This window comes from Phycisphaerae bacterium, assembly GCA_017999985.1.
Lineage (GTDB): Bacteria > Planctomycetota > Phycisphaerae > UBA1845 > Fen-1342 > JAGNKU01.
The window spans coordinates 315,272-334,685 of record JAGNKU010000006.1; the positions used below are offsets into that span (position 1 = coordinate 315,272).

Annotated in this window: 13 protein-coding genes and 1 tRNA gene; 8 read left to right on the forward strand and 6 right to left on the reverse strand. The window is 67.9% G+C overall.

Features of this window, described 5'->3' with window-relative positions; all coding sequences use genetic code 11:
- The first annotated feature begins 11 nt into the window (after positions 1-11).
- Positions 12-689 carry a YceH family protein gene (locus KA383_10430; GenBank protein MBP7746540.1) on the forward strand — a complete coding sequence of 226 codons (678 nt, stop codon included), beginning with the start codon at positions 12-14 and terminating at the stop codon, positions 687-689.
- 23 nt (positions 690-712) lie between these two features.
- Here KA383_10430 and KA383_10435 read toward each other — a convergent pair whose 3' ends face one another.
- The 3 genes from KA383_10435 to KA383_10445 all read right to left on the reverse strand — a co-directional run bounded on the left by KA383_10435 (position 713) and on the right by KA383_10445 (position 6,428).
- The gene (locus KA383_10435; protein ID MBP7746541.1) at positions 713-2,287 is read right to left on the reverse strand and encodes a glycosyltransferase family 39 protein; all 1,575 of its coding nucleotides are present in this window, start codon (positions 2,285-2,287) and stop codon (positions 713-715) included.
- Between the two features lie 66 nt (positions 2,288-2,353).
- Positions 2,354-2,977 carry a response regulator transcription factor gene (locus KA383_10440; protein ID MBP7746542.1) on the reverse strand — a complete coding sequence of 208 codons (624 nt, stop codon included), beginning with the start codon at positions 2,975-2,977 and terminating at the stop codon, positions 2,354-2,356.
- On the reverse strand, positions 2,958-6,428 hold the full coding sequence (locus tag KA383_10445; GenBank protein ID MBP7746543.1) for a PAS domain S-box protein: 3,471 nt from the start codon (positions 6,426-6,428) through the stop codon (positions 2,958-2,960). Before KA383_10445 ends, KA383_10440 begins: the two co-directional genes overlap by 20 nt.
- A 168-nt stretch (positions 6,429-6,596) precedes the next feature.
- Between KA383_10445 and KA383_10450 the strand changes: the two genes are divergently transcribed.
- The 3 genes from KA383_10450 to KA383_10460 all read left to right on the forward strand — a co-directional run bounded on the left by KA383_10450 (position 6,597) and on the right by KA383_10460 (position 10,229).
- Positions 6,597-8,270: an FAD-dependent oxidoreductase gene (locus KA383_10450; protein ID MBP7746544.1), complete on the forward strand. Its 1,674-nt coding sequence runs from the start codon at positions 6,597-6,599 to the stop codon at positions 8,268-8,270.
- Positions 8,271-8,286: 16 nt separating this feature from the next.
- Positions 8,287-8,706, forward strand: coding sequence for an archease (locus KA383_10455; protein MBP7746545.1), 420 nt, complete (start codon positions 8,287-8,289; stop codon positions 8,704-8,706).
- A 62-nt stretch (positions 8,707-8,768) separates the two neighbouring features.
- Complete coding sequence (locus KA383_10460) at positions 8,769-10,229, forward strand: RtcB family protein (GenBank protein ID MBP7746546.1); 1,461 nt, start codon at positions 8,769-8,771, stop codon at positions 10,227-10,229.
- A 98-nt stretch (positions 10,230-10,327) separates the two neighbouring features.
- Here KA383_10460 and KA383_10465 read toward each other — a convergent pair whose 3' ends face one another.
- Positions 10,328-10,525: a hypothetical protein gene (locus KA383_10465; protein MBP7746547.1), complete on the reverse strand. Its 198-nt coding sequence runs from the start codon at positions 10,523-10,525 to the stop codon at positions 10,328-10,330.
- Positions 10,526-10,761: 236 nt separating this feature from the next.
- On the opposite strand from KA383_10465, the gene KA383_10470 reads away from it, so the two are divergent.
- Positions 10,762-10,835 (forward strand) — tRNA-Val (locus tag KA383_10470).
- Between the two features lie 425 nt (positions 10,836-11,260).
- Here the strand turns inward: KA383_10470 and KA383_10475 are convergent.
- Both KA383_10475 and KA383_10480 read right to left on the reverse strand, forming a co-directional pair.
- The gene (locus KA383_10475; GenBank protein ID MBP7746548.1) at positions 11,261-14,332 is read right to left on the reverse strand and encodes a S8 family serine peptidase; all 3,072 of its coding nucleotides are present in this window, start codon (positions 14,330-14,332) and stop codon (positions 11,261-11,263) included.
- 97 nt (positions 14,333-14,429) lie between these two features.
- Positions 14,430-16,508, reverse strand: a complete 2,079-nt coding sequence (locus tag KA383_10480) for a hypothetical protein (protein ID MBP7746549.1) — start codon at positions 16,506-16,508, stop codon at positions 14,430-14,432.
- A 267-nt stretch (positions 16,509-16,775) separates the two neighbouring features.
- On the opposite strand from KA383_10480, the gene KA383_10485 reads away from it, so the two are divergent.
- The 3 genes from KA383_10485 (at position 16,776) to KA383_10495 (ending at position 19,094) form a co-directional block, all read left to right on the forward strand.
- Positions 16,776-18,032, forward strand: coding sequence for a hypothetical protein (locus KA383_10485; protein MBP7746550.1), 1,257 nt, complete (start codon positions 16,776-16,778; stop codon positions 18,030-18,032).
- Positions 18,032-18,277: a hypothetical protein gene (locus tag KA383_10490; protein MBP7746551.1), complete on the forward strand. Its 246-nt coding sequence runs from the start codon at positions 18,032-18,034 to the stop codon at positions 18,275-18,277. Before KA383_10485 ends, KA383_10490 begins: the two co-directional genes overlap by 1 nt.
- A 388-nt stretch (positions 18,278-18,665) precedes the next feature.
- Positions 18,666-19,094, forward strand: a complete 429-nt coding sequence (locus tag KA383_10495; GenBank protein ID MBP7746552.1) for a hypothetical protein — start codon at positions 18,666-18,668, stop codon at positions 19,092-19,094.
- The last annotated feature ends 320 nt before the right edge of the window (positions 19,095-19,414 follow it).

Here is a 19,414-nt window from a genome sequence, read left to right on the forward strand (position 1 = left end):
AGGCATAGCCGATGGCAGAGAGATTGAACACGATCGAGCGGCGGGTGCTGGGCGTCCTCATCGAGAAGGCCCTCGCGCAGCCACAGTATTACCCCATGACGCTCAATGCGATCGTCGCGGCGTGCAACCAGAAGAGCAACCGCGACCCGGTGCTGGAGCTCGACGAGGAGGAGGTCTGGAACACCCTCGAGGTCTTGCGGGCGGCGGGCGTGATCTCACGACTGCTGCCCGGCGGGGCCTCGCGCGTCGAGCGCTTCAAGCACGAGGTCAAGGAGTTCTTCGGCTGGGAGAAGCCGCAGCGCGCCGTGATGGCCGAACTGCTGCTGCGCGGACCGCAAACCGTCGGTGAGCTGCGCACCCACTGCATGCGCATGTACGCCTTTGAGAACACGGAGGCCGTCGCCGCCGTGCTCGACACGCTCGCGCAGAGCACGCCGCCGCGCGTCGCCCCCTTGCCGCGCGGCCCGGGCCAGTCGGCCATACGCTACGCGCACCGGCTGTACAACGACGCCGAGTGGACGGCACTCGCGCAGGTGGGGCTGGCCGCAGCCGCGCCGGTTCAGCCGGCGACTTCCGCGAGCCCGGCGAGCGACTGGCAGACGCCGGTGGAGCGACTGCAGGCCGAGGTGAACGAGCTCCGGAGTACGCTCAGCGATTTGCAGCGGCGCATCGAGGCGTTGGAGGGGTAAGTTGCGGGCGGGGAACAACGCTCTCATTCCGTGGCACGCAACTCCACGAGGTGCAGCTCAGTCCGGGCGTCGGGCCCCGGCCGCACGAAGTCCAAACCGACGTACGCCGCCACGGCTGGATCGTGCAGCAGCTTGTCCAGCAGCTCGCGATTGCCGGCGCGCTCGAAGCCCGGCCCGACCTCGAGGGCGAAGTAACCGCGTCCGCCGCGCGTGATGAGGCGCGTCAGCGCGGCGTAGTACTCCGGCTGCTCGGCCCAGAATTCCCAGCGCATGTCGGCATAAAAGGCAATGCGACGCGGGCTGCTGCCCGACAGCAGCCGGCATGCACGGATGTCCGGATCGTGCCCGGTCAGCCACGCCGCCGCGTCCGTGAGATACCCGTCCTGGCCATTCGGGATGCGCAGCGCGTATAACGCGGACGGGACAACGCTGACCGCTACGACCAGGACCGCCACCCGCCGCCAGCCGACCTGCCAGAGCAGGGTGGTCACGCGTGCCAGGAGCATCGCCGCCAGCGGCGTGAGGAGCATCACGGGCACGAGCAGGTGGCGGGTAGAGAGGTAATCGAAGCGTCCGAGCAGCACGAGCGTCAAGGCCAAGTGCCCGGTCGCGCAGGCGCTCAAACCCGCCAGCGGGTATGCAAGCAACCGGCGGCGGAGATCCAGCAGCGGCGGAAGCGCCAGCAACGGGACCACGACACGGCCGGCATGCATCAGTTCGTAGAGCACAACGGGCAGCAGCGCGTACCAGCGCACGTCGCGCAGTTCGAGCTTGCCGAGCGCATACGACGGTCCCTGCGCTTCGTCCGCGACGGTCGCCACGGCGCGCTCGGTGGGCAGCATCTCGAGGACGTCCTTCTTAGCGCTGAACCGACCGACGACCGTCCAGTACGGCACGGCACAGACGAGGAAGCCCAAAAGTAACAGGCCGGCCCGGGCCAACAGCCGGCGTGGCGGCATCTGCGGGCGCGCGGCCACCAGCGCCACCAGCCCGGCGAGGAGGGGCACGGCACCTTCCGGTCGCGTCAGGAAGGCCAGCCCGCTCAGCAGTCCGCAGGCCGCCGCCGCGCGCCACGACTCCAACTGCACGAGCAGCAGACCGGCGGCGAGGTAGAACACGAGGTGCGGCCCATCGGAGAGCACGTCGCAGGACAGCCAGACATTCAGGTCCAGCAGCGCCGCCAGCAGCATGGCGAGCACCGCTGCCAGCCGCCGGTCGAGCGGCAAGGCCAGGCGTCGCACGAGCCGCGCGGTCAGAGCGCCGACGAGCCCGACCGCCGCCAGGCCGGCCAGCCCGCTCACAAGCTGCCCGCTGCGCTGCCAGGTCAGCGGGGTGTCGGCCGCGCCCAAGGCGCGCGCCGTGCGTTGCGCCGCCAGGATCAACACGGGGAAGAGCGGGTGCTGCCGCGCGTCCGGACCACGCAGGTAGGCGCTGCCCTGCGTCCCCAGGTCGCGCGCGTACCAGCAGAAGGTCACACCATCGCGGGAGACAGCCGGCATCGCCCCCGCCAGGACGAGGCGCCAGACGCCCGCGAGCAGCAGCACGGCGAGCACGCCGGTGTAGAAGAGACGCGTGCGACGGTCGGCGGGTGGCGGCACCAGTGCTCTCGCGGTGTAACCAGCGGGGCGCGCCCCGCCCGGGGTGCGGCGGCCCGTGGCCGCGGATTATAAACCAGGTTGGGACCCCATGACGATGCGCACCAGGCCCACGGCGCTGTGCACCCCCATTTTCTGCATGAGCCGTTTGCGATGCACCTCGATGGTTTTCTCGCTGACGCCGAGCTCGGCAGCGATCTGCTTGTTCACTTGCCCGCCGACGACGAGATCGAGCACTTCCCGTTCGCGCGGCGTGAGCGTCGCCAGGCGGGCCGCGAGGTCGTCCTGGGCGGTCTGCTGCTGATGGCGGCGCTGGCTTTCGAGCAGGGACATGCGAATCCGGCGGATGAGCACCTGGTCGTTGACGGGCTTTTCCAGGAAATCCACGGCCCCGACCTTCATCGCCCGCACGGCCATCGGGATGTCCCCGTGTCCGGTCATGATGATGACCGGCAGCGCAAGGTTCTCGCGCGCCAGGCGGCTTTGCAGCTCGAGGCCGCTCATCCCGCGCATCCGCACATCCAGCACCAGGCAGCCCGGCACACCCGGCCGGTAAGCCGCCAGAAACGCCTCGGCCGAAGTGAAGCACTGCACGCGCAGCCCCTCGGACTCGAGCAAGGCCCGGAGCGCGTCGCACAGCGCTTCGTCGTCGTCCACCACGAAGACGGTCGGTTCACTGACGTTCATGCTCAGCCTCCGCGGTGACCGGGAGCGTGAATCCAAAGGTGGTCCCGCCCTCCGCACCGCTGTGGACCCAGAGCTCGCCGCCGTGCGTGTCCTCGACGATCGTGCGGCTGATGGACAGCCCCAGCCCGGTGCCATGCGGCTTGGTCGTGAAGAACGGATCGAAGACATGCTCGAGCACCTGGGCATCCAGCGGCGGACCGTTGTTGTGCACACCGACCTGGACGTGGTCCGCGTCCGGCCGCGCGGTGCGCACGACCAGCAGGCGCTCCGCCGGGGGCAGCGCGAGCAAGGCCTCGATCGCGTTGCGCAAGAGGTTCAGCACCACGTGCTCGATCTGGATCCGGTCCAGCAGCGCCATCAGCGGCTGGTCGGCCAGCTCGAGCCGCGGGGCCATATCGTGTTCGAGCAGGTCAGGCGCCGCAAACGTGAGTGCTTCGCGGACGACGGCATTGACATCCACCAGCGCGCGGCCGGGCTCGGCCTTCCGCACGAAAGCCTTCATGCGTCGGATGAAGTCGCCGGCCCGCTCGGCCTGGGCCGCAATCTTCTCGAGCGTGCCCAGGGCCTGGGGCACGCTCCAGGCGCCGCTGTTCAGGCGCGTGCCGCAGGCGCGGGCGTGATAGAGAATCGCGGACAGGGGCTGGGTCAGCTCATGGGCGAGGCCGGACGTCATCTCGCCGAGGGTGCTCACGCGCGCGGCGTGGGCCAGCTCGTCGTGGTGTCGCCGGTTGGCTTCCTGCGCCGCCTTGCCGACGGTGATGTCCTCGACGGTCCCGACGCGAAGCCATGTGCCGTCGGTCTGCGTGGCCATGTCCGTGACGCGCACGTGCACCCAGCGTTCGGCGCCGTCCCGGCGCAGGAGTCGGAACTCGCGGCCGAACGGGCGGCGCTCGGCGAGGGTGCGCTGCATCTCGGCGCGCACACCGTCGCGATCCTGGGGATGCACCACGTCCAGCCAGCCGTGGCCGTAGCATTCCGCGGCGGACAGGCCTGTAATCGCCTCCAGGCTGGGGTTGGCATATAAGCACTGCCCACTGTCGTCGGAGAGGAAGATACCGGTCGGGGCGGTCGTGCACAGGACGCGGAAACGCTCCTCGCTCGCGCGCAGGGCCAGCTCGGCCCGGACGCGGGCCATCGCGCCGCCGACCGAGGCCGCCACAGCCTCGAGCGCGTGGCGCGCCATGGGTGGCAGCTCGTCGAGCGCACGCGAGCCCAGATTCAGCGATCCGATGACTCGGCCTTCGTGCCGGATCGGGATTACCGCCAAGTATCGGATCCCCTCACGCTGCAGAGCTTCGTCCAGGACGGGCAAGTCCACGGCGGGGCCGTAGAACGGCTCGCCGGCCAGAACAGCCTGCACGTGCGGCTCGTCCGCGGGCCAGTGGGACTCCCGGTCCACGAACGCCGGGGAGAGGCCCCGGTGGGCCCAGAGATGCAACCCGCCCGTCTGCGGATCCGTGAGATAGATGCCGCCGGCCTCGATGCCGGCGATGTGGCACGCCGCGTCGAGGACCAGGCGCAGCGCCTCCTGCAGATCGCTGGCGGCGCTCAGGGCCAGGCCGAGGTCACGTTGGATGCGCAGCAGCTCCTCGGCCTGCTTGCGATCGGTGATGTCGATGGCCGTCGCCGAGACGTATTCGCGATCTGCGTGCTCGTCCTTGATGGACGTGATGTTCATCAGCGTGGGAAAGACGTGCCCATCGCGGTGCAGACGCCACACTTCCACGCCGACCAGAGTCTCGCCGCGCCGCAGCCGCTCGGTGAGCTCTCGCACGTGTACCATCTGCTCGGGCGTGTAGAGCATGGAGATGTTGCGGCCGACCATCTCGGCCACCTCGTACCCGTGCATGCGGGCCCCCGCGGCGTTGACGTAGATCATGCGGCCGTCGATGTCCGCGATCGCGGCCCCGTACCCGGCGCTGTCCGAGATCGTCTTGAACAGCCGCACTTCCCGCTCCGCGAAGCGGTGCTCGGTGATGTCGCGGGTGACCCCGACGACAAACCGCGCGCCCGCGGCGTCGACGTACCGCGACTTCTTGGTGACGACTGTGTGCGTCACGCCGCGCGCATCCGTGTACTCCTCCTCGCTGACTTGCGCCGCGCCGCTGGCCAGCACGGCGTCGTCTTCGCGGTGATAGACGGCCACGCGGTCCGGCGGCAGGAGACCTGCTTCGGTGCGGCCCAGTAATTCCTCCCGCGGGCGATCAACCAAGGCGCAGAACCTGTCGTTAGCCAGCACCAGGCGGTGGTGCTCGTCCTTCACGAACACCGGATCCGCGATCGCATTGATGATGCTCTCCAGATGCTGCCGGGAGTCGCGCACCGCTTCTTCGGCCCGCTTGCGCTCCGTCACATCCGTGCCGAGGCCGATGATCTCGCGCAAGCGGCCCTGCGCGTCGCGCCGATTGATCGAGTTCCACGAGATCGTGCGCTTCTCCCCCGTCTTGGTGGTCAGCACCATCTCGTAGTCGCGGACATCGCCCTGCTCGAAGTCCCGCAGCAGGCGCTCGATCTGGACGCGCTCCTCGCCCGGATAGAAGATCTCGAACCAGTTCCGGCCGATCAGCTCTGGCGCGCGATAGCCGGTGACCTGCTCGACGGCCGGGTTGGCAAACGTCGTCAACCCCTCCGGCGTGACGACGCACACCAGCGCGGCCGCGCCCTGAATGATCTGCGCCGAGTGGTCCCGCTCGGCCTGCAGCCGTGCGTTGGCCTGTTCCAGCTCGCGGGTGCGCTGCGCGACCAGGGTCTCGAGGTGCTCGCGGTGACGGCGCAATTCCTCGTCCGTCCGCCGTTGCTCCGTCACGTCCCGGACCACACCCACCGCCGCACGGGTCGCCGCGTTCCCGTCGGCGATGAAACACTGTGTGACACTCATACAGCGGTAGGTGTCATCGCGATGCCGGAAACGGAACTCCACGGTCGCGTCACCAGTCGCCTGCAACACGTCCAGCGGCCAGACGCGCCCCCGGTCGTCGGGATGCACGCGGGCCACGAGACCTTCATAGCCCAACGCGGTGATTTCATCGCGCGTCAGACCCGTCAGCGATTCACACGACCGGCTGACGTACTCCATGACCCCGTCAGGAATGCGGAGGCAGTAGATCAGGTCGCGGGAGTGCTCCAGCACTTCACGATAGTACGCCTCGCTGGCGGCGCGCTCCGGCGTGCCACCACCGCGCGCGGCTTCATAGGACGCGACCAGCCGCGCAAGGGCGCCCATCGCGGCCGCCACGCACTCCCCTCGCACGACACCCTCCGCGGCCGCCAGGTCCGCCAGCCCGCGCGCGTGGGCCGCGATCAGCTCCGTCAGCGGCACCCCCGCCTGCCCGAGTTGCGCGCCCAGCTCCGCGGCCCGCGCCAGGCCCGGCTCTCCCGGCTGCGCGACCTGCGCGCGCAACAGTCGTCCGTACTCCTCCACCCACGCGCCAAGACTTGCCGGAGCCCCTGCGGCCATGTGATCAACTCTCTCGCGTCCGTGCAGGCGCCGACGGCCTCGGCCGGACGCACGCCTTCTGGCCACGCACGGCAATTGGGGCGCCCGGCCACGGCACCCGACTGCCGCCGCGTATATCATAACAGGCGGATTGTGCGTCCCGAAACCCCGAATGGAGTAACCCGGTCAATGGCAAAGAAAGTGGTGATTGTGGGCGGCGTGGCCGGCGGCGCCACGGCCGCCGTGCGGGCTCGCCGCCTGGATGAAAACGCCGAGATCGTTTTGCTCGAACGCGGCCACGATGTGTCGTTCGCCAATTGCGGCTTGCCTTACCACATCGGCGGTGAAATCGAGGATCGCGCCGAGTTGCTGCTCCAGACCCCCGCCAGGCTCAAAGCCCGCTTCAGTCTCGATGTCCGGATTCGCTCCGAAGTGACGCGTATCGATCGTGGCGCCCGGCGTGTTCACGTCCGCGATCTGGCGCACCACCGCGAATACACGGAGGACTACGACGCCCTCGTGCTGGCGCCCGGCGCGGCGCCCATCGTCCCGCCACTGCCCGGAATCGACCACCCCGCGATCAGCACCCTCCGCAATATGACGGACATGGACCGCATCAAGGAACTCGTCGAGCGCGGGGCGCAGGCCGCCATCGTCGTGGGGGGCGGGTTCATCGGGCTGGAGATGGCCGAAAACCTCCGGCGCCGCGGCCTGACGGTCGCGCTGGTCGAAATGCTGCCGCAGGTCATGCCGCCACTGGACCCGGAAATCGCAGCCCGCTTGCACCGTGAACTGACCACCCACGAAATCGCCTTGCACCTGGCCGACGCCGTCACCGGGTTCGAAGACCAGGGCGGACGCGTGCGGGCACGTCTGAAGAGTGGTGCCGTGCTGGATGCCGACCTCGTCGTCCTCGCGGTGGGCGTGCGCCCTGAATCGACGCTGGCGCGCGAGGCCGGGCTGACGCTGTCCGAGCGCGGCGCGATCGTCGTCGATGAGCACATGCGGACCAGCGACCCGCACATCTACGCCGTCGGCGATGCCGTCCAGGTCCGCGACCCCGTGCTCGGCGGCGAGACGCTGATTCCGTTGGCGGGGCCGGCGAACCGCCAGGCCCGCATCGCCATCGACAACATCTTCGGCCGGCCAACGCGTTATCGCGGCACGTTCGGCACGAGCGTGGTCCGCGTGTTCCGCGTGACCGCAGCATCCACCGGCCTCGCGGAGAAAAACCTGAGGCAGCGCGGTATCGCGTACAAGAAAATCTACGTGCACCGGTCGCAGCACGCCGGCTATTTTCCGGGGGCGCATCCGATGACGATCAAACTGCTGTTTACGCCAACGGACGGCAAGATCCTCGGCGCGCAGATCGTCGGCGTGGCTGGCGTGGACAAGCGGATCGACGTTCTGGCGACGGCGCAGCAGGCCGGCCTGACCGTCACGGACCTGGAAGACCTGGAGCTGGCCTACGCCCCGCAGTACGGCTCCGCCAAGGACCCGGTGAACGTCGCGGGCTACGTCGCGACCAACGCCCTGCGTGGCGACGAGGATTTCATCGATCCGGCGGAACTCGACGACGACGCGCGGCCTAACTGGACGATCCTGGACGTGCGCGAACCGCGCGAATACGAAGCCGGGCACATACCCGGCGCCGTGTTGATTCCGCTCGGGCAGTTGCGCGCACGCTGGGAGGAAATCCCGAACGACAAGCCGCTGGTGGTATATTGCGCCGTTGGGCAGCGGGCCTACTACGCCACGCGGATCCTGCGCGCAAAGGGCCTGCACCCGCGAAACCTCGCCGGCGGGTTCACGATGTACTCGCTCTGCCACGCACAGCCGCCGGTCCCGGGCACCTGTGGATGAAGACGATGGAACTGGCATGACGCCGCACTACGAGCTCTTCGATCACACCGCCGATCTTGGCGTGCGGGTGCGCGCGGCGTCGCTGGCCGAACTCGTGCCGCCGGCGACAGAGGCGCTGTATGCCGCGATCGGCGAAGTGGTGACGACGGACGCGGCCCGGCCGTGGACCTTGGAGCTGCGCGGCGATGATCCGGCGGTTCTGCTGCGCGACTACCTTGCGGAGTTGTTGCACGCGTTCGATTGCGGGCAACAGCGGCTAACCGATGTGCACGTGATGGAGTTCACGCCGCAGCGGGTCAGAGTGTCAGGCAAGATGCGCGCCGTGGACCCGGCGGCGAGCGATTTCGCGCGCGAGATCAAGGCGGTGACGTATCACGAGCTGGCGATTCGCCCAATCGCCGGCGGGTACGAAGCGACGTATATCGTGGATATCTGAACACCCCCCTCCGTCTCAGGGAGGGGGGAGGGATCTCAACCGGCCGTGCCGCGAGGTGCCGTATGTCTGACAACTACACCGGTCCGCTGGAGCGGATCGACGCCTGCCGCTGGCGGATTCCGAAGGGCTACAAGGCGGGCATGCGCGTGGATGGCATCATCTACGCCGATGAACGCCTGATCCATTCGATCCGCGAGGACAAGTCGCCCGAGCAGGTCGCCAACGTCGCGTGCCTGCCCGGCATCGTCGGCCAATCGCTCGCCATGCCCGACATTCACTGGGGCTACGGTTTCTGCATCGGCGGCGTCGCGGCCACCGACCCGGCCGCGGGCGGCGTCATCAGTCCCGGCGGCGTCGGCTACGACATCAACTGCGGCGTGCGGCTGATTCGCACCGACCTGACCCGCGCGGAAGTGCAGCCGCGCATCGAGCCGATCGTCAATCGCATGTTCGACACCGTGCCGTGTGGCGTCGGTCGCGGCGGGCGCGTGAAATTCGACCGCGGCGAGTTGCGGCGGCTGATGCGCGACGGCTCGCGCTTCGTGGTCGAGTCCGGCTTTGGCTGGGACCAGGATCTCGAAGTCACCGAGGCGCACGGTTGCCTGCCGGACGCCGATCCGGACTGCGTGTCCAGCCGGGCGATCGAGCGCGGCGCCGACCAGTGCGGCACGCTCGGCAGCGGCAACCACTTCATGGAGGTCCAGGTCGTCGAGGAAATCGTCGATCCGCAGTCGGCGGCGGCGTTCGGGCTGGCCGTCGGCCAGATCACGCTGATGATCCACTCCGGCTCGCGCGGACTGGGTTACCAGGTGTGTGAAGATGCGATTCACGAGCTGCGCAACGTGCCGGAGAAATACGGCATCGAGCTGCCCGATCGTCAGCTCGTCTGCGCCCCGGTTCACTCCAAGGAAGGTCAGCGCTACCTGGGGGCGATGCAGGCGGCGGCGAATTTCGCTTGGGCGAACCGGCAGATCATGACGCACCTGGCCCGCGAAGTGTTCTCCGAGATATTCCGCCGACCGCCGGAACTGCTGGGGATGCGCGTGGTCTACGACGTCGCGCACAACATCGCGAAGCTGGAGGAGTACGAGGTCGCGGGTGAGGTGAAAACGCTCTGCATCCACCGCAAGGGGGCGACGCGCGCGTTTCCCGCGGGCCATCCGGAGGTGCCGCTCGCGTATCGGCAGGTCGGGCAGCCGGTGCTTGTGCCTGGCGACATGGGCCGGTCGAGCTGGGTGCTGGTCGGACAGCCGGCGGCGATGGAACAGACGTTCGGCAGTTGCTGCCACGGGGCCGGGCGGCTCATGTCGCGCGGGGCCGCGATCCGCGCCGCGAAGGGCCGCTCGATCGAGAAGGAGCTGCTCGCCGGCGGGGTAGTGGCCCGCGCTCGCGGCCGCACCGGGCTCGCTGAAGAGCAGCCAGCCGCATACAAGGACGTAAACCAGGTGGCCGAGGCGGTCGACGCGGCCGGGATCAGCCGCAAGGTCGCGCGGCTGCGACCGATCGGCGTGATCAAGGGGTAGCGTCGACCGTCGTCACCCGCGCCTGCACCCCCAAAAGGACGACCCGCCGCGCGGCGCTGGTACCGGCGACGGGTCTGTCGTCCCCTGACAACCCCGGGTCAGATGTCGGAGGTGAAGATGTCGTACATGTCGTAGTCGTAGCCGTAAGGCGAGAAGTCAGCGGGCTGGACGCTCGGCTCGTTGAAGTCGCCGGCCGCCACGTAGTCGTCGCAGCCCGTGGCCAGCACGCCGAGCAGGATCAGACCCGCACACGCCATGGCCGTCGCCGCCCGCTTGATGTTCGTGGTCATCGTCATCGCCGTATCTCCTGACCGCTTGGTTCTGGTTTGGGGTTCGCGGTCCGATCCGCGTCCCGACATGGAGTCTTAGTGCGGCGGAAACGCCGATCTGACGAAACTTGGCGTTTTCAAAGCAGTCTGCGAGCGCCGACGCCGTTGTGCGGCCCCCGGCGGTCTGGAATAGGCCGGCGGACCAGCCGGAGGGGGTTGACGCGGCGGCCGGCACTTGGAAAATAAGGAGGTCAAGATGCGACGGGCGTTTAGCTCAGTTGGCTAGAGCGCATCCTTCACACGGATGAGGTCACAGGTTCGAGTCCTGTAACGCCCAATGGACATACTTGTCCTGTTTCGTGCAATGCCGTATCCCCCGGTACGGCGCTGTAATCGCGGGGGCCAGGGTACACTGGACGATCGGAAGGCGTCGCAGGATCAGCGGACCGCGCCGGGATCCAGTCTGTCCGATCCGTTCGTCTGCGCGCAGTCGGCACGGTCGGCCGGCAGGCCGCCGGACCGGCAGAACACGCAGTCCCCGTGCAGAGTCGCATGCCGGGTGCCGGGCGCGGAGCGGGGCCGACGATCCACCACCGCCGGCATGTGCTCGCGCCGGCGGCCGGTATGTCACCGGCGCCTGCTCAGCGGAGGCACGGAAGCACTCCGGCTTGAGCATCACGAACGTGTACGCGCACCTGCTGTACGATGACGGCGCGGATGGACACCGGTTTACACCCGCGACGTGGCAAGAGCAGTGCCAGCTCACGGGCCGGTCAGCAGCGTGACGAACGGGTTGATGTCCGCGAAGGCCGGGTAGCTCCCGTCACTGTTGATGTCGCCGTTCGTGGCCGGGCAGCCGGGGTACCACGCCTGCCAGACCTCGAAGTTCGACAGGTACAACACAAACGCATTAATGTCACCGAAATCGACGGTGCCGTCGCAGTTCAGGTCGCCGGGGAGGGTTGCCGTACAGGTCGCGTGTCGCACGGCAAAATCGTCGATCAGCGACTCGATCAATGAGCCGGGATCCGTGTCATTCACCGTGAACCGGACCTGCACCGTCGCGGAGGGCTGGACGAAGTCGCTGACCCGCCATTCGGCGTGGATCCACTCGGCCGCGCTGCGACGAACCTCCTCTACCGGCGCCCAAGTCACGCCATCGTTGCTCACCGCCACAACCAGCGCATCGTCCATGTTGACACTCATGTGATACCAGCGCCAGTAGCTCACGAGGGCATCGCGCCCCGCGAGGTCGAGCACCGGAGACAGCAGGTGTGATGGCCCGCCGTCCACGTCGTAGGCCGAGGGATGCAACCCCGCCAGCGGCCCGGTCGTGTAGCACAGGTAGCCGTCCTCCGGGCTGTGATCATCTTCCGGTTGAGTCACCACGCCCAGATTCACCACCTGCTGCGGATCGGCGCGCTCCCAGTTGCCGGTGATCGCGCCGGCCAGAACGGTCCAATCGCTCGGCTGCTCGAAATCATCAGCGAACAGCGGGGTCCATACGCCGATCTCGTGTGAGAACGTCTCGCCCGGGGCGGCGGCCGGCAAGGTCACAGTGCCCTCAATGGTCGCCTCGACGCTGATATAGTAGCCCGGCACCTCGCCGCACGCGCGCGGCGGCAGTGTCACTTGGTACAAGTCGCCACCGAGCGCGGCGAGTGGGATCACGGCGAACGGCCCGTCGTTGACGCGGTAGTGAAGCCGCGCGGTCCCGGGCACCAGGCTCTGGCCGAAGGCGGCGATCCGCACGTCAAGGTGCCACGCCGTGTGCGGGGGGACCAAATCTGGCCGGCCATTGGGGAGCGCGATGACGGTAACGATGTTCTCAGCACCATCGCCCACGAGCGCGAAAGTCTGCGGCCCGTCGGGGACATTCTGGCCGACGACCGCAATCGTCCACTCGCCCGCCGCCGGGTTGTCCACCACCACTTGCTCGATGTTGTTGACGTGGTCGGCCTGCGTCTGGACCGCGGCGTTGGCCGGATTCAGCGGATCGAGCGACCAGGGATAGTGCTGCGTGGCGTCCGGCCCGGTGACCACCAGGTCGAGATCGTTGACGAGCGCCACACTGGCATTGGGCACCGCCGGCACATCGTCCCAGGCCAGGGTGACCTTCAACTGAGGCGTGTCGGGGGCCACCACGACAGTCCGCGTGTAGCTGCCGCCCTGGTCAACGGTGGCCTCGCAGAAGTGACCGGTCCGCAACAGTTCGACCGCATCGCGCACACGCACCGAGCCATAGCCGAACTTGAAGTCCGGCCCGGGGTTGCCCAGATCTACGGCCGTGTGGGCGAACAGCGCCCGGAGCAGCGCGTTCCGCGGCAGCGGCTGGCCGGGAAACTGGGCCTGGAAGTCCTGCAGCACCAGCGCCGCCAGGCCGCACACGGTCGGTGCGGCCATCGACGTTCCGCAGAGGCTCACATAGCTGGCATCCCCGGTGGCGCTGCATGAGGTCACACCGAAGTCGCCGCCAATCTGACAGCCCGGAGCACAGACATCGGGTTTGATGCGCCCGTCGTCGGTTGGTCCCCAACTGCTGAAGGTCGTCATGGAGTCGTCGTTGGAGTTCACGCCGCCGACGGTCAGGTGGTTCTTGGCACCGCCCGGCGGGGCGATACTGTAGTAGTCTCCGTACCCTTCCACGTCGCAGCGGCTGCCGGAGCGTTCGTTGCCGGCGGCCCAGATCATCCGGAATGGCGCGCCGAGCGCGCCACGTACGATGGCATCGATGAGCGCGTCGGTCACGCCGTAGTCGCCCTGCCAGGCGCAGTCGAAGCCGTTCGCCTCGACGTTGCTGCCGAGCGAAGCATTCGAGACGACCGCGCCACCCACGTTGACCGCGTCGGCGAAGTCGGTCTCGATGTCGCCGGGGTTGGTGTAGAGCGGTCCGACGGAGCCGGCCCCCTCCAACCCGTACGACAGCATCGTGACCCCCGGCGCCATGCCGCGGTACGTGGCGTTCGCGATGCCAGCGCCGCCAATCGTGCCGGCGACGTGCGTCGCGTGGGTGATCGTGCCGGAGTTGTCGAGTGCGCTGAGGCGCCCCGCGAAGTCGACGTGCGACGCGCGCGCCGTGCCGCCGTCGTAGACCAACACCGTCACGCCGGAGCCGTCCAGGCCATACGGCGGTTCCTGCACGAGATCGGCCTGTGTGCGGGCGCGGTTGCCGTCATTCGTGCCGGACAGCAGCGGCAGCGGCGGCTCGATCCATTGCACCGCGTCGAGCGCGGCGACGGCCGGAATGCCGGCCGCGGGCAGCTCGAGCACGAGACCGTTGACGCTGGCAAGCAGCGCGCGCACGGTTGCGCCGCACGCCTCGACCAGGGCTGCGCCGCCAGAAAGGTCCACGTCCGCGTGCAGCAGGACGTAGACCGCGACGCGCTGACTGTCCGGCGTGTCGCGTGCCACCGCCGCCCAGGACGGAATCTGCCCGGCGGCCAGAGCCGGGTGCAGCTTCCACTCCGTGCGGAGCGTATCCAGGCCTACCAGGCCCGCCGTCGCGCCGAGCTGGTCCGGGTCCGTTGCATTGGCATCGAGTGCCGCGAAATATGCGCCTCCGCCGATGTAGCGCAGCAGGCGCAGCCCTCGGGCGGCGAGCGTCGCGCGCTGCTCGGCCGGGGGCGGGACATCAAACTGAACGACCACGTGCGGCCGGCCACTGTTGACTTCCGGCCAAACCGCCGCGAGCCGCTCCGCCGACACGGCCGGCAGCGCGGCCTGCCCGAGGCGCCAGGGCACGTGCCGCTCGGCGGCAACGACCAGCATTGAGCCGGCGAACAGCAGTAGAGCGAGCACCGGCATGGCAAGCCGGCGGCGGACGTTCATCGTCACGGCGCAATACCTCTCTTGCCCAGGTCGCCAATCAACGCGGCCGGGGACACCGCTGGCAGTCCCCGGCCGCCGCACTGGCCACGAATCGGCGTGCGAACTACCTGCCTGTCAGCAGGGCCACGAACGGGTTGATGTCAGCAAAACTCACCAGACCGTCTAAGTTGATGTCCGCGTTGTAGATCGTGCAGTCAATGAAGGTGGTCGCGTAGGTCTCCGGATTGGCGAGGGCCAGCACGAACGGATTAATGTCCTTGAAGCTCACCACGCCGTCGCAGTTCAGGTCGCCCGTCACGGGGCCGGGCACAAACGCGGCTCCGCTCGTGGAGTTACTGTCGGGGAACGGGTGCGTCATGGGTGTCCACGTTCCGCCCGGACCCTGCGCGAGGTCATACATGTACATCGGGTAATCGGCGCCGTAGACCGTCACGGCGTACACCTTGTTGTAGCCGCAGGCCAGGCCACGGGCCGCCGAGTTGCCAGCGGGGACTGAGCTGGCCACATGGACAATTTCCGCGGTGTCGATGTTGATTGAGCACAGGCCGCTCGGCGAGCCATACTCGTCATAGCCGTACAGCAAACCGTCAGCGGCGTTGTAGTCCAAGCCGAAGAAGCGCCGCGAACCGGTGGCCGCGACCAGTGACATTGCCCCGGTGACCGGGTCGATCTCATAGATGCCCATCGGGCTGGCGTAGTTGCAGAACCCGAACAGTCGCCCACGGCCATAGGCCAGCGCGCTGACGTACTCCTGGAGATCCGTCAGATAGATCGCCGGACCTTCGAGTGGCGCGATGTAGAGCTCCGTGTTGAAGTCGCCTGAGCTGAGGTAGAGTGCGCCGTCAGGCCGACCCGCCGCGCCGTTCATGCCGAACGTGAAGCCATTGTTCCAGGTCACGTTCGGGAACCCCTCCAGGTTCGTGCTGCGCGTCGGCAGGTCGCCGTACTGGACGCCGACGAAGAGCGGACGTACCGGCTGAGGAGGCTGGGGCCCCGTGGAGGGGACGACTGAGAGGTCATCGTAGTAGACGGGTGTCGCGTGTGGCGCGTAGAGATCGATGTTTGCAATGGCCAGAGCGCCAATTCCGCCTGCCACCCAGTCGCCGGTGTAGAGCAACTGGTTGTTGTAATACTGCGTCACGGTCCCCAGCGAAGTGTCGAAATCGACCTCGACGCGAATCTCAACCCACTGGTCATACACGATCGGCAGTGGGCTGAAGGCATTGGGATCGCGCAGCGCATCGTACACCTGACCCGTGGCGGGGTCGAAATGCAGTTCCACGGACCAGTACTTGGTCCCGCCGTCCTCGTAGTAGGCGTTCACAATGAAGTAGGTCGTTCCTGACAGGGTCGCAGGAATGTACTGCCAAGCGGTGATCACCCACTGGTCGCCAGTGAAAGCCGGCACGAACGGATGGATCGCGTCCGAAGTGTCATTCACCATGATCGAGTGCGGAGCCGAGTGCGCCTGGGCATCCGTTACGGTCCCGCAGGCAGCCGGGTCATCGTCCCAGCCATACCAGCCGCCGACGTGGTACAGATACGTGCCGTTTGCGTAGCTGTCGAAATTGTCGGACCAGCCGAGCGAGGGCGGCTCATCGCCGCAGGGGTTCGGCCAGCAGATCGTGTCGGCGCCCTGAAACTCGCCCCAGTACTCCGCGCAGAGGTATTCCGCAATCACGAGGCAGCCGCCCGTGCCGAAGCAGCAGGCTCCCACGTCCGGCTGCGGACACTGCACCATTTCGCAGGTCGTATCGTCGCCCTGATACACGCCGCCCCAGGAGTTCACGCACTCATTCACGGTCAGGTTCGGCTGGCAGATGCCGCTCGGCAAGCAGCAGGCCCCGCGCGGCGGCTGCGGGCAGGGATTCTCCCCCGCGCAGTTGGTGCCGGCGCCCAGCCACGTACGTCCCCAGTAGAAGACGCACAGCATCTCGGTCGTCGTCATGACACAGTTGCCGCTGTCCGGGTCGCAGCAGGCCCCGATCGGCGGACAGGTGACCTCCGCACAGGTCGTGCCATCGCCCATGTACTGCCCGAAGATGGAATTGGCGCAGTAGTCCGCAGTGACACCATCGGTGCAGAGGCCGTCGATGTAGCCGCAGCACGCGCCGGTTTGGGCGAACGCCGCGCTGGCCGACAGGGCAGCCACGAGTGCCAGGGCTGGTAATAGTTTGAACATTTTTCGTCCTCCAGGTCTTGCGGAGCCGCGCCGCCGCTCATGCACCGCGCACCAGCGGTCGGTAGGCCGTGAAAGGGGGCCGCTTGGGCATCGATCTGACTCTCGCGACCCGCGCCTCCGTCCGCACGAGCCGCACGCCGGCAGGTACGATAACACTTTGCCACGCCAATTGCAATATCAATTTATTTTTTGGCTATAAAGCATTTCTTATGAAGAACTTATGCAGACAGATTGACGCGGTATCCAAAGGGGGGTACACTCACATGGATGAAAGCCTCGCGAGCGAACCAACGGTCGCTGGACTTCGCCGTCCAAGCGGAGAGCGTTATCCAGCACCTGCGCCGCGCGCTGGCGGACGTCATCAACGGCATGCCGGGCTTCACCTATCGCCGGCCCAATGACCTGGCGGGCGCCTTGAACCTCGACCCGAAGCTGGCCTGGAAAGTCGGCCGCTGCATCGAGGGCGGCGACCCCTTTGCCTGCGCCCAGTTCGTGCCCGGGCCGACCGGCATGCGCGCTTTCTTACGCGCAGCGCAGCGCCACGCCGCTCCCGCCGGCGCGCTCGAGCGCGCCCGCCACGCGTTCGACGCCTTCCGCGAACTCGTGCACACGCACGCCGGCACACGCAAATCCTTCAACATGCTCGCCGCCGGCCTTGCCACCAGCGAACGCGTCCGCGCGGACGTCGAGCATCGCCGGCTGACGTTCGAGGGCGGCACGTATGTCTGGGGCGTGCAGGCCCGCACGATCTTTCGCGTGAACCTCGTCCATCCGTCGGCGAATCCGGATGCCTGGGATGGGGCGACGCTCCGCGGCTTCATCGATTTTCGGCGCATGCGCCCCAACGTCGCCTGGCGAATCGCGCGTCCGGTCTCGGTCGACTGCGCCCACGGGGTGCATGCCGCGCCGGTCCGCTCCGTGCTCGATCCGCGCGCCGCCGATGGCGTGCCCCTGCTCACGGATTTCTGCACGCAGCCCTATCCCCAGTTCCGCCCGGTCGTCGGGGCTCACGGCGAGCGGGAATTCGAGTTCGTGGCGGACTCGGTCGGAAACACCGCGCGGATCACCTGTGTCACGGGCGAAGCGCTGCGGGCGGTCGAACCGCGCTATCGCACCGAGCTGTACCCGGAATTCTGCGCGGCGTTCCCGGTGCGGATGCCCGCCGAAGTCCTGATCTTTGACCTGCTGTTGCACCGCGCGCTCTTTGCCAACGGCGGCCCGCTGCGCGCCGAACTGTATGGCGACCTGTTCGGCGGCGGACCGGGCGTCCGGTATGAGCCGAGCGACCGGCTGCCGCTGCACGACCCACTGGTCCATCTCGGCACCGGGCCCGACGCGGCCCTTACGCCGGATATCCCGCGGTATCCTGACATGCTGCACTACGCGCTGGAACGGCTCGGCTGGAACGGCCAGGAGTTTGACCTCTATCGCCTGCGCATGCAGTATCCGCCGATTCCCACCACGTTGATGCTCTGCAAGCCGCTGCCCAACCACCCCACCACAGGCGCGCTGCACCAATTGTGATGCCACCGCGTGTCTGCGCGCCAAGCCCGGTGGGCGAAACCGCAGACGAGCTGCGCCGCGCCAAGTCGCCCTGTTCAGGCCGGCGCCCCTTCCGGACAACCGACCCGTACGACGACTTCGGGTCCATCGACGCCACGATCGTTCAGGTTTCCTCGGACCACGCGGTTGACTCCTCCAGGGTGTACGCGGCCGGCTTCCAGATAGGTGGGGGCATGGCGTCCCTGCTGAGCAGCACACGGCCGTAGACGCTCGCGGCGTTCACCTCGGACGACAGGCGGAGAAGGCACGCGACACGACTTGCTCAATTGGCGCCGAATCAGAGTGCGGCGTAAACGACTCTGCCGACGCGAGTTGTCGCGTCGCGACGTGTGGTGTCACGGACGAGGGGGAAATGGTGGCGGACGGACTTGAACCGTGCGCCTCCAAATCGCAAGCAGTTGTCTCCACAAGCACTTACGAATCCACCGGACCGGCGTGTTGTACTCCTGGTTGTACCCAGCTCGCCGAAAAAGCGACATTGGACGCGCGCCTCGCCGAGGTCGCCGCAACATGGCCGACGCTGCCAGAGCCCGTGAAGGCCGGCATCCTGGCGATGGTCCGGGCGAGCGCTGGTGACGGGCAAGGGGGCAAGCCATGAGCTTCGACCTGCGTGCCTACGCTGCCGAGCATCGGCTCCGGGTTCGCAACGTGCACGACGGTGGCCCGGTGCCGCCGGTGCGGCGTCGGAGCGACCGCACCGCCGTCGCCTACCGCAGTGGCGCCGATCGCGCCGACGCCATCATCTGCCGCGACGGGTACGTCGATTACGGCGGGCAGGGCCACGACCGCGTCGAGTTCTGCGTCCTGTGCCGCAGCTCGCGTGTCCTGCGTGCCCGGCTCCGGCTGCTGGCCGAGGTCGGGGCCACGATCACCCAGATGGGCGACACGGAGGCCGTTGGGCATGCTCCGCTGACACGGATTGACGAGGTGCTGGCGGCATTGCGGCCGTACCGGCGCCGGGAAGCCCCGGCTGGCGCGCGGGTTCCCGGCCCACAGGCGACGCAGCCCCTGGAGGTGGGATGATGAACCCGGCCGACACGAACTGGGCGGTGAACTGCCACGTGAGCCCCGCACCGACGGGACCTCAACGGCATTCGGCACCGGGCACGTGGGCCGGCTCGTTCTCGCCGACGGTGCCGCGCCATCCGCCCACCGGCGCCGGCATGCCGGCCGGATCGCGATTGCGCGAGTCGGCCACCCCCCGGGGGGCGCGCCCCAATTCTGTTCGGCACTCGACTTGCTAGGGCATGCGAAAAACACACGCGGGTTTAACACGATCTTAATTTGCGCTTTGCCTCAGGCCTGCGCATTATCTCCCGCATGGGTAGGCCGCGACGCCAACG